Origin of the sequence: Serratia sp. T13T92, assembly GCF_047530105.1 — a bacterium.
In the GTDB taxonomy this organism is placed as follows: domain Bacteria; phylum Pseudomonadota; class Gammaproteobacteria; order Enterobacterales; family Enterobacteriaceae; genus Chania; species Chania fonticola.
Genome location: NZ_JBLJAK010000046.1, coordinates 1 through 14,684 on the forward strand (window position 1 = coordinate 1; position 14,684 = coordinate 14,684).

The 14,684-nt window shown below is 57.1% G+C and carries 3 protein-coding genes; all 3 read right to left on the bottom strand.

What is annotated here, in order from left to right; translation table 11 throughout:
* Positions 1-77: 77 nt before the first annotated feature.
* A complete protein-coding gene (locus ACMV5I_RS25010) occupies positions 78-11,669 on the bottom strand; it encodes a hemagglutinin repeat-containing protein (RefSeq protein ID WP_414825515.1) in 11,592 nt (3,863 codons plus the stop codon).
* 22 nt (positions 11,670-11,691) lie between these two features.
* Positions 11,692-13,362, bottom strand: coding sequence for a ShlB/FhaC/HecB family hemolysin secretion/activation protein (locus ACMV5I_RS25015; RefSeq protein ID WP_414825516.1), 1,671 nt, complete (start codon positions 13,360-13,362; stop codon positions 11,692-11,694).
* A gap of 357 nt (positions 13,363-13,719) precedes the next feature.
* The gene (gene fabY, locus ACMV5I_RS25020; protein WP_414825517.1) at positions 13,720-14,667 is read right to left on the bottom strand and encodes a fatty acid biosynthesis protein FabY; all 948 of its coding nucleotides are present in this window, start codon (positions 14,665-14,667) and stop codon (positions 13,720-13,722) included.
* Positions 14,668-14,684 lie beyond the last annotated feature (17 nt).

Consider the following 14,684-nt stretch of genomic DNA (forward strand, 5'->3'; position numbering starts at 1 on the left):
ACTATGGCCATGATCCGTGCCTTAAACAAAATGACGCGTGCAGGGATGCCAGAAAGTGTGCGGATTGCCTGAGGAAATCAGTGACGAGAGGCGCTTTTATCTAAATCCGAATTATTCAACAAAGCCCCGTTAGAGACCTTATATCCATTGGTGGTTGTTCCCGTCGCCCCTTTTCCAACTTTGGAGCCCTTGGCATTAATCAGCGCTGGTATTGTGGCCGCCATCGCTGCCGCTGTATCCTTGTCAAGTCCAAGCGCCTCGAACTTCTGTTGCCACCCTAAATTGGCAACTGTCCCTTCGGCTTCCATACTGGAACTGTACACTGCTGACAGGTAGTTCTTGAACTCGTTAGGTAACTTGCCGTCAGCGTCCAACTGCTTGATGGCTTTATCGAACACGTCCCACTGATCAACCAGATAACCATACTTATTCCCACATTGATCAGGCTGACTGCTACAGAACTCCAGCATTTCCTTCTGCTGTTTCAGGTTGGTCTCTACCATGTCCTGAATCACTTGCTGACAGGCTGCACCCTCACACGTCCTGGCTTTCTGCGCGAAGTTATCAAGCTGAGTTACGCTGAGGAAGTTATTCTCCACCGCATTCTTGCCGGCCTGAGCCCCCGCCAGAGCATTCGCAGTGCTATCCCCAGTCACGCCACCGGCCAAACCCGCTGCCAGCGTCGACAGCGCACTGAGACTCTGCTTCTGCTCCTCACTCAGTTTAGCAATTTTTTCCGGCGTGTCTGCACCATATAACTTCTCTGCCAGATAACGCGCGGCCAATTCACCACCAGCAGCCCCCGCAGCACCCGCGGCTGCCGAGTTGCCACTCACTTGTGCCGCTATCGCCCCCCACACCGCATGGGCAAGCGCGTTGGCCGTTTCATTCGTACCGGTATAATTCTTGATTTGCTCTGCCGCGTACGGGCTCAAACCACCAGCAAGTGCCTGGGAGATATTTCCCCCTGCCAGGCCCTGCAACGCAGCCGTTACCGCCTGCGCCGCTTTCTGCAAGTCACTGCCCGTACCATACTGCTTCATGGCCTCTTTATACGCAGTGGTGTCTTTCAGGATGCTGACGTACTGATCAATCTCTTCCTGCTTGGCATTTTTTCCCGGCTCCGGCGGCAGTTTCCCATCTTTCGCCAGATCGGCCTTAGCCGCATTCAGCCCGTTTATCTCACCCTGCGTGCGGATGATATCCGCTGCCTGCCCGCCGATCTCGCCAATCAGCTGCGCCTGTTTCAACCGGTTCTGCTCTTTCTCCTTGTCGAAGATCGGCGCAATGCTGCCGTTGGCATTCTCCGTATCCCGGCTCAGGTCGGCGACATTTTGTTGCTGGTTGTCCTTGTCACGGACAGTGATGTTACCTTCGCTCACCGCCGCCTGCGTGGTGCCGCTAGCATGGCCGCTGCCGTTCAGGCCCGATAGCATCCCGCCCGCCAGGTTGCCCTGAAACTCCTTACCACCAAAGTCACCACCGCCACTTATCCCGACCCCGACATGTTCGACGTTGTAGTCCGCCTTATTGTGCAGGTCACTGAAGCCCAACGTCCCCGTATCCAGGCTGTTTTTGTCCGCCGTGCCCGTTGAACTGATTACCGCGCCATCCAGTTGGGTATGCTCGCCGACCTTAACGTCAAAGCCGCCCTTGCCCGCAAAGATCCCAGTCTGCTCCTGCACCGAGTCGTAGTTGCTGTGCATCTTGTCCTGGCTCAGGTTCAGGTAGCCAGAACCGCTCATCGAGCCCCAAGTGAAGCTGCCACCCGCACTGGCGTTCTGCTGCTTCATGTCGTAGAGATCGCTGTCCTGCTGGCTGGAGAGCGTCAGGTTGCGCCCGACGTCAACATCCACCTTGTCACCGCTGACCTGTGCACCGGCCAGGGTGGTATCGCGCCCGCTGTTCATGGCAAGCGTCTTACCGCTGTCGATGGTTGTCTCTGTCCACTGCGTACCGGTGCCTTTCTCACTGCCTTTGCCAGCGTTGACGTTGGCGAACACCTTGATACCCGTGTCTTTACCCAGGCTCAGGCCGATACCGATTTCACCGCCGCTGCTCTTGTTACTCCCCGTCTGCTGCTGGGAATTAGCAGCCCCGGCAAGCAAGATGTCGCGAGAGGCATCGATGGTGGTATCGCCACCCGCCTTCAACTGGCTACCCGCAATCACCACATCGCCACTGTTGGCACCACTGCCTTTGCCGGTTGCGGTCACCGACAGATTATTACCCGCCGTCAACGTCGAACCGGTGACATTATCAGAGACCTGTTTTTGCGTGGATGATGACTTCTGGGCCCCCAGAGAAAGGCTGACGCCTATCGCATTACCCGCATTACCCTTGGTATTCTCCAACACAGCGGCCTGCCCTGCCTGCACCCCAGACAACGCGGCTTTGGTGCCCTGCAAGGCAGCCAAACGGCCATCGCTTTCACTTTTGGCACTCTGCGCTGCCGCTATTGCTGAGTTGGCCGCTGCACCGGCCGCACCGGACAACGCCACCGTCAGGCCACTCTGCTTCTGCTCAAACCGCTCTTCTACCGTACGCAGGTCATGCCCCGGTTCGATAACGACGCTGTCGCCAGTAACGCTGAGATTTTTACCGGCAATCAGATCTGCGCCGCCAATATGTGCCTTGCCGCCCGCAACGATATTCACATCGCCACCGGTCGAGCCGATAGTGCTGACACTCTGGCTCTGCGTGGTACCGTCTTCGTTCACCTGATGGCGAGAGCTGGAGCTACCAATCGTCACCCCGATACCGCCGGTGCCCATCAGCCCGCTCTTTTTCTTCTCATCCAACCGATAGCTGGACTGTTCTTCCGTCGCCGCCACGATTTCGACGTTGTTACCTGCTTGCAGGTTAACTTTGCCGTCGCCAACAACCGAAGACCCCTTCACCGTCAGATCGTTACCCGCAGACAGAGACACGTTGTCGCCGCTCAGCAGCGTGCCTTTTTCCTGCGTGGCGTAATCTTCCCGCACCGTGTGGGTGGTAGTCTTCGACAGGAACCCTTTTTTGGTCTTGGTTTCTTCGAAGAAGGAGTAGTCGCTTTCGGTGGCGCTGTTGAGCGTCAGATCGCGCCCGGCGCTCACCGCAACATCACCGCTGGCCTGCACCTGTGCCGCATTCAAGGTGGCATCTCGATCGGCGCGAATGGTGGTGTTGCCCCCGCTGGCGATCTCCGTTCCTTGCTGGCGAATGGACTCATCCACCTGCTGGCGTTTACCTTCCTTGCTCTCGCGGTATTCGCTGGTTTGCTGGGTGTTGAGGTTCACGTCACGCCCGGCGTTCAGGTTGACGTTTTTGTCCGCCACCATCGCTGCAGCCTGCGAGTTCATATCCCGCCCTGCATCCAGCGTTAAATCGCCGCCGCTGGTGAGGGTGGTGCGCGTGGCATCGTTACTGCGCTGTTCGGTGCCGTTATCTTTCTGCCGGGTGCTCGCTTCCTGCGTTTGCAGGTTGATATCGCGCCCAGCCATCACGGTGGTATCACTCTGGCTGCCAACCTGGCTGGCCTTCACGTTGACATCACGGCCTGCATCGGCCGTCAGCGGCCCACCAGCACTAATTTCGCTGCCCTGGCTGCTGTAAGTTTCGCTCTCTCTTACGTTCCGCCAGCTCTGATATTTATCGGCGCTGTAGGTGGTGTTGGCCAGGACGTTGATATCGCCCCCCGCCAGCAGATCCATTGCACCGCCGGAAGTCAATTTGGCTCCCAGGATATCGATGTTGTTGCCAGCGCTCAGGCTCAAGCTGTCCAAGGCCTGGATGGTGCCGATATCGCCGATTTCCGTGCGTGACAGCGACAGGCTTTGTGGCATCCAGCCGCCCAGAGAACCCTGGGTATTCCACTGATTCGTCAGCGTCTGGTTGATGATGCTGCCATCAAGGCTTTCCAACTGCACCGTTTTGCCGCTGATGATTGAGCCGATATTGTTGATATCGCCAATCGCGCTCAGTTGCAGGTTGCCACCCGCATTGAGCAGGCCAGCATTGAGATTGCTGATGCTGTTCTGGCTATCGAGCGTCAGCGCGTTCTGTGCGGTCAGCGTGCTGCCACTGTTGGTGATATTACCGGCGGTTAGCGAGACATTTTTCCCGGCAATCACGCTGCCGTTATTGATAGTCACATCTTTTGGTGACAAGTAGAGCTTCGGCACCATCACCGTCTGGCCATTGATGCTGGTCGCTTCCCACCACAAGATGCTGTGATCCAAAGAGGCGATCTGCTGCGCCGTCAACGAAACCCCAAACTTCAGCCCAAGAGACTGTTGCGCCCTGGCGGCGTTATCCATCAGGGTTTGCATCTGCTCCAGGTCTGAACCTATCCCGTTCAGATAACGGCTGCCCGTCTGATTCAGCATGGCATTGCTGACGTAACGGGTGTCAAAGGCCGCATCCCCCAGGAAACGGTAGTCGTAATCCGGGTGGAGGTTCAGGCGGTCAAGGAAATAGGAAGAGCCGATAAATTTGTCTTCCACCGTGAACTGTTCGTTGGTTTCACGCGGGCTCTGGCCTGGGGTGATCCCCAGCAATGCGTAGAGATCGCCAAACAGGCTCGGATCGAGTTGCCCCAGCCCGTTAAGTTTCGGGTTGGTGGTGATCAGATACGGGCTGTCCGGATCGGTAGACGCCACAAAATAGCCGTTCTCGCCCGTAGGCAGAGGATACGCACTGGTATCGACCGTTTTGCCTTGATACTGGTTTAAGGCCTTACCATCCGTGCCGATCAGGTCCTTGCCATCGGTGGTGGTGTTTTGTAACTTGGCTCCATCACCCAGATTGGCGTTACCCTGGTCACCTTCGCTGTATTTTCCTAACCCGGTGAGCTCAGGCGTGACGTTATCCAGGCCGCTGCCCCCGTTAATCTGTTGCAGGGCATTTTGCAGGCTGTCTTGCCATTCAGGCGAATTGACCGCCGCCTTATCACCGGCTGACAACGCCTGTTTCTCTACGGCATTACCGATTGTCTGTTGGCTCAGGGTATTGAGCGTTGGGGCATTGATAGTGTGACTTACACCACCAGCGTTGGGTGAGGTGGTGGTATTACTCAGATCGTTGGCAAAGTTGGCCACGACGTTACCGCCCGCCTGAATAACGGAACGGTAGATTTCACCTTCTCCACGTTCATAGCGTACTTCGCCCGTCGCCGTGTAGACGATGTAGTTGGATGTAATCTCCCCTTTAGAAACGCTGGTTTCTGGCACCGGAACTGTGCTCAGGCCATAACCATACTGATACGTTTGATAGCGGGTTTCACTGCCCGAGAACCAGGATTGGTTATTCAGGTTACTCCCTGAAAGATAGGCATTGTTGTTGGCTAAAATATTGCTGGCCTGATTGTCCAGTTGGCCGGCATAAAGGCTGAGATCGCGTCCGGCCGCGATACGGGCTGCGCCACCGTTTGCCGTGACGGTGACCGTCGAAACGCCAGAGGCAAACTCCTTAATCCGTTGATTAAGATAAGGCGTTGGCGTTGAACTGTAATACCTTGTCGGAGACGCTCCGTGGCCAGGGCTGCCGCCGCCCGATTCCCAGGACTTGATGACATAGCCGTAGTCGCCTTTGTTGAAGAAGGTTAACGGTATTTTGGCCTCAAAATCTGTCACCCAGGAGTACTGCGGTGCGCTGCTTTCAGAGCTAACCACACTCAAGCCATCGCGCTGATTCAGCAAATGGGCGGTGTTAATGGTGATATCACCATTTTGTGTCTCGATGGTGCCGGAACTGTTCACCACTTCAGCGTTGGCATTGCCCGCCATATCACGCTGCATCCACAGGCTGTTGCCCGCCAGGATGTCACCGCGCAGGTTTTTGATGCTGTTGGCCAGTAGGAACAGGTTGTTACCGGCATACAGCAAGGCGGTGTTAATCAGGCTGCCAGCCGCATTCAGCGTCATCGAGCCCAGCGTGCCGGTAAACCCGTCAACGGTGATATCGCTCTGGCTGTTCAGGGTTACGTCGCCCCCTGATTGCAGCGTTCCGGCCGCGTTCATGGCAATAGCACTGCCACTTAGGGTGCTGGCCCCACTTCCACCAGTGATTTGCCCATTGTTGGTCAAGATGCCGTACGCCGTGAGGTTGACGCTTTGCCCCTGGAGAGTGCCTTGGTTGGTCAACGCCCCCTGGCTGTTAACGTTCAGGCTCTGGCCTGCGGCAATCACGTTCTGGCTGGTAAAGGCGTTTACCAGTTTTAGCGTCAGGTTACCCAACGCCACGACCTGGCCACGTTGGTCAAAATCGCCACTGCTCAGCAGTAAATCGCCCCCGCTGAACATTTTCCCTGTCTCTTGTAGCGCCACCTGACCGGCATTGATGCCAAGCCCGGAGGTGCCAAGCAGCGTGCCACCGTTAGTCAGTTGCTGGGTATTCAACGCCAGGTTGCTTCCCTGGATCGTGCCCTGATTGTTCAGGCTGCCTGCGGTCAACGTTCCCTGCAGTTCTGCCAGTAAGGTACCGCTGTTGTCCAACGCATCCGCATTCAGTAACAGGGAGCCTGCCTGTAGCCAACCGGTGTTGGTAAATTGCGAGCCATGGAGTGACAGATCGGAGCCAGCAAGTAGGCTTCCGTCATTACGCCCTGATATCGTCCACTCGAACCGGGTGTCAGCACCGCTTTGTATCAGGCCGCTGCTGACCCAGTACGGCGAGGTAATGGCGAGTGCGTTCTGGCTGAGAAGGGTACCCGTGGCGTTATTGGTCAACCCACCGGTAAGGTTCAGCGTTAAGCCTGTTTCACCTTGTACGCGCCCACTGTTGGTTAACGTACCGCCGTTAACCCACACGCCGTTCCCCTGGATACGCCCAAGGTTGGTGACCGAGGCCGCATCCAGTTTCAGGTCACCCGCCGTCAGCAGGGTTGTATCTTGCTGTTGGGTGAAATCCCCGCTCAGCGCGACCGTCAGGCCGTCAACGCCGCTGATTTCGCCCTGATTATTCAGGGTGTCAGCGTGTAGGGTGAGATTTTTTGCCAGCCACTGCCCGGCGTTGATTAACGACTGTGCCTGTAATGCAGCTGCACCATTGGCGATAATTTTGCTGCCAGCCGTCGAATTCAATGCCCCAGACAGAGCCATTTGCAACGCATCCGCACTCTGGATTGAGCCACTGTTATTCAACGTCTGAGCATTCAGCAGGATCTGTTGCCCCTGCCAGCGGCCGTCATTGGTCACCGTACTGCCATTAACAGAAAGCGTTCCCTGCGTCAGGAGTGAGCCCTGGCTGCCGTTCACCAGCGTCAACAACGGGACGGAGAATGCCTGAATGCCTAACGTCAGCGACTGCAGGCCGATCAGCGTACCTGCGTTATTCACCAAGTTCTGTGTCAGATTGAGGATGTTACCCTGTACGGCACCTTGGTTATTCAACGTAGCGCCCGCCAAAGACAGACTTCCGTCACTCAGGACGGCACCGTCATTGGTCAGCGTCTGCGCCTGTATTTCGCTGTTACCCTGGCTAAGCAGTGACCCTTCATTCACCAGTTCATCGGTGACGTTGACGGCCAGAGAATCGCTCCCCAGCAGGCTGCCACGGTTCATCCAGCCCGTGGCCGTGACGTGGGTTTGCCCACCCTGAACCAACCCTTCTGAGGTCAGTTGCCCAGCATTCAGCGACAATGCGCCTCCGGCCAACGTACGGCTTGACGCACCCAGCGTCAGCGCATCACCGTGGGCATTCAGCCACTCGCTACCTTGCCATAATCCCGTGTTATTCAGCGCAGCGGTATCCAGCGTCAACCGGTTGGCCACCAGCTTGCCGCTGTTGGTTAAATAGCCGCCGCTCAGGTTCAGAGTCCCCAGGCTGCCCATCTGCCCGCTGTTTTGCAGCGTATTGAGCACCGTGCCAGTCAGGCCCGCAACCGCGTTTATCGATCCGCTGTTATCCAGGCTATCGACGCCAAAGGTCAGGCTATTCCCCTGCCAGGATCCGGCGTTGGTAACTGCGCCACCGTTGACTGCCAGCTCACCATCGCTCAACAGTTGTGCACCGGCCAGCACGTGCAGCGCGGTGCTGTTCAGAGTCAGCCCGGTATTGCCCTGCATGATGCCGCTGTGAGTCACGGTGCCACTATCCACCGCCAGCGTATTACCCGCCAAGACTCCGGCATTGTTCACCGATTGGCTGCGGAAAGTGGCATTTTCACGGGCCACCAGTTGGCCGCCTTGTTGGTTTACCAAGGCACCCTGCACATTCAGGTTCAGGTTGTTCGCCAGGATGCTGCCCTGGTTGGTGAATTGCAGGCCGGTGAGAGACAAATCATCATTCACCTGCAATAGGCCCGCGTTTTCCAGTTGATCGAGCGCCAGCTCCAGCGCACCGCCGCTGACCAGCTTCCCGCTGGCAAGGTTACTGATATTGGGGATAGCCAGTTGCAGATGGCTGTTGCCCTGTAGCAAACCACTGTTGGTCAGCTGTGGCGCGGTCAATACCACCTTGTCTGCCGCCAGGGTGCCCTGATTCAGAATCTGGGCCGCCTTGAGATCAAACCGATCCTGGCTCAGTAACAGGCCACTGTTGAGCATGTCACCGGTCAGGTCTGCCGTCAGGCGATCTTGCGCCTGGGCACTGCCACTGTTCTGCCAGGTCTGGGCTTTCACCGCCAGTTGTTGTCCCTGCAGAGCGCCCTGGTTGACCAACTGCTGGCCTTCAAGGCGTAACGCCCCGCTAGATAACATCTGGCCTGTGGCTGCGTTATTGAGATGAGTGCCGGAAAGTTGCAGGGATTGGCTACCCTGCACCAGCCCCTTGTTGATAACGTCGCCCACGACGGAGAGCACGGTGGCCGCCAGCCATCCCGCGTTGTCCACTGAGCCCGCAGAGACGTTCATCCCTTGCTGGCCTAGGATCTTCCCTTGGTTGGTCAACGTATTGGCGACTGTCAGGCTCGCCGTTTGTTCACTCAGCGCATTGCCGTTGTTAAGCCACTCTTGGGTGGACAGACCCAGTGTCTGGCCCTGAAGCAATCCGCTATTGGTCAGCGAATCTGCCCGTAATGTCAGTGCTCCGCCACTGAGTAAAACACCCCCGAGCTGGTTGTCTAACGTGGAGGTGCCGATATTGAGCTGACGGCTGCCTTGCAGAATCCCCGTATTGAACAGGGCCGTGGTATCCAAGGTCAGCGTCGTTGCGGCCAGCTGGCCATCATTACTGAACTGAGGGGTGGCCAACGCCAGGGAGCCGCTCGCGTTGACGGTGCCGTTTTGCTGGTTGCTGAACTGTTTGGCCAGTGACAAGACCATCAGGACCGCCTGCATCGTCCCGGCGTTGGTCAAGGTGTCTGCAATCAGGTTTAGCGAACCGCCGGTAAGTACACGCCCACGGTTGGTGGCTTCCGCAGCCTTGATAGCAAGAGCGCTGTCGCCCTGCAACGTGCCGCTATTGGCGATGCTGTTGGTGTTCAGGGTCAGTTGATCGGCAGCCAGTTGTCCGGCATTCGACAACGCCATAGCGTTCAGTGACAGCTTATCTTTCGCCAGTAGCAAACCGCTCTGCTGGTTATCGACTCGCTGGGTTTTGGCCGTCAGGTTCACGGCATTGATTTCACCGCTGTTGAGCAGTTGTTCGCCACTGAGCACCAAATCCCGATCGGTGGTGATCAGTCCGGCGTTTTTCAGCGTCGGGATGGCCAGTGACAGGGCATTGGCCGTATACACGGTGCCGCCCTTGTGGTTGTCCATCAGGCGGGCGATAAGATCCAGGGTCTGACTGCCTTGTAGCAAGCCGCTATTGGTCAGCGTCTGGCTGTTAATCTTCAAGACAGGAGCGACCAGCGTACCCTGGTTGGTCAGGGTGTCCGCCTTCAGGGCCAGGGTTGCGGCATGGCTTTTACCACTGTGCAGCAGTGAGCCAGCCTCTACCGTTAATGCCCCTTTCGCCGTTTGGGTACCCGCCAGCGTGGCTTGTTGTGCCTGGAGGGTGAGATTGCCCCCGCTTTGTATCTGAGCCCCCGGCTGCGTGTTCAACGTCGTGCCATGCCAGGCCAGATCGCCACCCGCATTCCATTCCCCACCTAACGTGGCGTTACCCGCGTTAACCGTGATCTTGCCTTGGCTGGTGGTGAGGGAATCTGCCGCCGTGCTCAGCGTATCGCTGTTGAGGGTTAACCCCGTCGCGCCAGAGAGCAAGCCGTTCTGCTGCAGTGTTCCAGCCCACAGCGTCAGGCTGTCGTCACTCAGCAACTCGCCGTAGCGGCCATTTCGCAACGTATCGCTGACGGTAAGATCGGCTTTGCCTTTGGCACTCAAGGTGCCGTCTTGATCCAACGTCTGGCTGGTAAGGGCCAGCGCCCCTCCACTCAGTATCTTGCCGCTGTTGGTGAGCGACTGACCGCTCAGCGACAGGTTACCCTGGCTCTGAACGGTTCCACTATTCCCCAGGTTGGAAAGGGTGCTTTGTATAGCCCCATTGGCCGCCAGCGTGCCGCTGTTGACCAAGCTGGCACCACTGAGGATCAGGTTTTGCCCAGCGGTCACTTGCCCCTGCGTCATCCCGCTATTGAACAACGCCATGTCAACATGGCGGGCAGCATCAATCTGGCTGGAACTGTCCACCCGCGCGTCACGAGTCCTCAGGGTAACATCATTGCCGGCGGTCAACTTGCCGCTGCTCATCTGCAACGTACCGCCGCTGGTGAGAGCGATATTCTGGTCACTGACCAGCGTGCCGCCCTGCTGGGAGAGGTCCCCCTGGCTGTTTAACGTGATGGAGCCGGTGGCCTTGTGGTCACCCAACATGCTGATACTTTGCCCTGTCGCCGTTAATGCACCGCCTTGCGCCAGCGAATTATTGAGCGTCAATTTGCCGTTGGCATCCAGGGTGATATCCCCGGCACGGGCATTGAGGTTACCGAGGTTGACGCCAACGCCCTTGTCGCTGGAAACCAGATGGATACGGTTGGCATACATGCCCCCCAGCGCACCGGTATCGACCGCCACTTTAGGCGCTTCGCCCTGGCCCGCGATCGGGGTCGCATTACCCTGTGCATCCACACGGTTGGCACCCAGTGTAATGGTGGCATCCTGGGCATACAGCTGGGCGTTGATCTCGGTGGCACGGGCAATCAGGGCAAATTTCCCGCTCTGGCTGGCATCCAGCCCTTTGCCCTGAATGCTGATGGCCCCTTGCGTGACTTCCAGCGCCTGCAGTTTGCCGTCGGGCCCTAACACCGGTTTACCGGTCGTCAGCGTCGCATTCGGGGTGTTGATGAAGCCGCAGCCGTCGCAGGTGATGCCGTAAGGGTTGGCAACCATCACGTTGGCCTGCTTGCCCGCCACCTCCAGATAGCCTTGCAGTTGGGAGCGGTTCGGGGCGACAACCTCGTTGATGATGCCTCGGGCTTCCTGCCCGGCCTTCAGATTGGGGTTGTTCTGGATCAGGCCGCCAAGCTGGGTCTGATTGAGCTGTCCGGTGGCGTTGTTGAGGATCAGCCCCTCTTTGCCCACGTTGAATTCATTGTATTTATTATGGGAAATGCCCGCCTGATTAGGCGTAGCAATATTGACCACCGGCACACCATTACCAGCCTGATCGAGCCGGGTATTCCCTTCGGCGACGTTAACACCGTTCGCCAAGGCGGGCAGCAACGGCTGCCAAGCTAACAGGCTGCACAGGGTATAGCTCAACCAACGCTGGCTGGCATGAATGGGCCGATCGTCTTTTTGCGTCATCCTTGAAACCTTTCCCTGTCAATTAAAGAACGATGTTAATACGGTAGTAAATCGACACCCGATCCGGCTCTAACCAGCTCGGATGCGCCAGCGGCCAGCCCACGGTAAATTGGCTGCTGAAATAGCGGTTACGGCTGCCCAGCCCCACCGCGCCGCCCCACAACGTGCCGGAAGCGTAGGCGTCCACGGAGTCGTGGCGCAGATAACCGCCATCTACGGCAGCCAATACGGAAATATCGCCCAGATACGGCAGGCTGAACGGCGACCAGTTGACCTCGTTACGCCAGTAGCCGCCTTTGTCGCCGGAGAGATACTGTTCCTTGAAGCCACGCACCGAACTTTCACCGCCGAGGGTCAGGCGCTCACTGCCGTAGAGGCGATCGGGCGTCCACTGGCCATACAGGCTGGTGAGGTAGTTCCAGTTCTGCGCCAACGGCAAGTAATAGCTGCCGGAGAGCGTGTATTTATTAAACTCCGCCTTGGGAGCTTCGCTGGCCTTGCCGCTGTCATCTTCCGCGCCTAACCAGGGAACGCCACGGCTGTAGGAGGGGTTGAGCGTGGCAAAGCCGCCCAACAGTTTTTGGCTATGGCTCACGCCCAAAGATACGCTGGTCAGTTTACGGCTGCTGCTGTCCAGCCGGGTGTCATTAAGATAGTTGCGGTTGATACGGTGGGTCAGGCCCAGCGCCAGGCCGGTTTTCATGTCACTGTTACGGAACAATACGCGCGAAACGTTGAAGCGATGGGTCTGGCTGTCGCCGGTGGATCGCCAGTCAAAACCCTGATTGTCGATCGTCGAGAGATAGTCGCTGTAGGAGTAGTTGTAATCCATCAGCCAGTAGCCGTAAGGCAAGCTGACACCAGCCTGGACGCTGCGGGCATCGTGGTCGTTGGCAAAATCGCTGCTGCGCGCGCCGGTCACAAACCACTGATCCGCCAGCCCCAGCAGGTTATTGCCGGTCAATGAGCCGTTGATCTGCCCGGTGCCGGTACTTTTTTGCCCACTGTTGTCAAAACCTAGCCCCAGCATCACCGGGAACTCTGGCTTGGCGGTCAGGTTGACCACCGAATAGCCCGGTTGGCTGCCGGGCAAGATTTCAATCTGCACCGGTTGCTGGCGCAGGCGGTTGATCTGCTCCATGCCTTGTTCGATATCGCGCAGGTTAAGAATGTTACCCACCAGGCCGGGGAACGCCATCTTCAGCATTCGATCATCCCGTTGGTCCAGCAAGATCTTTTCCAACTGCCCTTCCAGCACCAACAGCTTCAATTCCCCATGGGACAGGTCTTGCTCGGTCAGGAAAGCGCGGCTGGTGATATAGCCCCGTTCGATATACCAATCGGAAACCTGCTGCACCAGGGTGTTGATCTGGGCCAGATTCAGGCAGCGTTGCAGATAGGGTTGCGTCAAGGCTTGCCGCGCACGGGCGGGCAGATGGCTGGCACCATCAAGGTGAATGGTCGTAATGGTGAAGCACGGCCCGCCGGGGGCTGTGGCTGCTGGCGTTTGTGGCAGCACCGGGGTCAGGCTGCGTTGCAATTCCTGACGTTGTTGTTGGTTTTGCTGCAACAATTCACGTTGTTGCTGTTGGATAGTATCTCGATCCGCCGGGCTGAGCATATTGGCGCCAACAGCCGAACTGAGAGAAAGAAATAACAATGATACTGCCAACCGCTGAGCTACTGAGTCCATTCAGATAAACCGCTTTAATGATTTTGCGGCATTCTAACGACATAATTCGGCATCAGACAAGCAAGAGATCGTGACTCTGCGGGACTTCGAGGTATCGTAATTGGCATAAATCTCAGAGTGAGGCGGGGTAAATATTCTGAAATTGTTTTAATGCCTGCACTTTATTTGATGTATGCAAATTAAACAGTCAATTATGCTAAATAGAGGCGGACTTTTCTGATTAAAAAAATAATCGGCAGCCGTGCCCAATTTATACGACAGATTAAGTCATCAATTAAGCCCAACCCGTTAAGTGGGCGCAGCATGCAGCGCCCACCAGAATAAGTTTGGTCACAGAATCTATTCTGAGCTTGATGCTTAGCTCGCTATCGGCCCTGAACCGCCCTTGTCCAACGGCTCTTCCGGTTCGGCTGGCAGCACCATATAAGTGCCCTCAAATACTGCCCCTTTGTCATCGTCACCGAATAAATGCACTTCTGCCTGCACGCGCGCCCGGCGGCCACGCGCCAAACGAGCCAGATCGCCACTCAATGAGCTCAGGTCGGCAACGGCTCTCGGCCTGCCGGTGATCGGTTTGCTGTAACGAATATGGGCGTCTGCCAGAATAATCGTGCCCCCAAGGTGGCGCTCACGCAGCAGCAGCCAGATCAGCCCCCAGGCGGTCAGCGTTGCCAAGGAGAACAGGCTACCGGCAAACAGCGTATGGTGCGGATTCTGATTACCCACCTCCGGCATGGTAGTAACAAAACGCTGGCCGGTATATTGGCTGATGCGCACCCCCATTTTTTCACTGAGAGGGATATGTTCATACCAGGCTTGTTGTAGCTGCCCGCACCAGTCGGGGCGATGAAGAATATCGTCCAGCGTGGCTACGGGTTTGATCATCATGTAATGGCGGATCGGCGTAGTTTGCGGCGCAGTGATTTCGCCCTGGTTGATAAAGCCCAGCTTGGCAAAGAAGTCTACCGCATCCTCACGGGCGCTACACACCACCCGCTTCACCCCTTCCTGGCGCGCTACGGACTCCAGGGTCATTGCCACCAGAGTTCCCAGACCTTTGTCCTGCACTGTGGGATCAACCGCCAGGAAGCGGATAGCGGCTTCGTTATCGGCATTGATATACAGGCGGCCAATGGCCACTATCCGGCCGTTCTCATCCACCACCATCTGATGGTGCGCCATGGCGTCGTAGGCATCCTTTTCCGAACCCACCGGCTGGTGTAATGGCTTACGCAGCATCTCCCAGCGAAACTGGTAATAGTCTTTCAGTTCTTGTTCTGTAACGGGTACTCGTAGGTGATACATAGACGCCTTCTCTTGTG

Coding starts and splice junctions, on each gene's coding strand:
- ACMV5I_RS25010 (WP_414825515.1), bottom strand. CDS start 11,669: ATGACGCAAAAAGACGATCGGCCCATTCATGCCAGCCAGCGTTGGTTG.
- ACMV5I_RS25015 (WP_414825516.1), bottom strand. CDS start 13,362: ATGGACTCAGTAGCTCAGCGGTTGGCAGTATCATTGTTATTTCTTTCT.
- fabY (WP_414825517.1), bottom strand. CDS start 14,667: ATGTATCACCTACGAGTACCCGTTACAGAACAAGAACTGAAAGACTAT.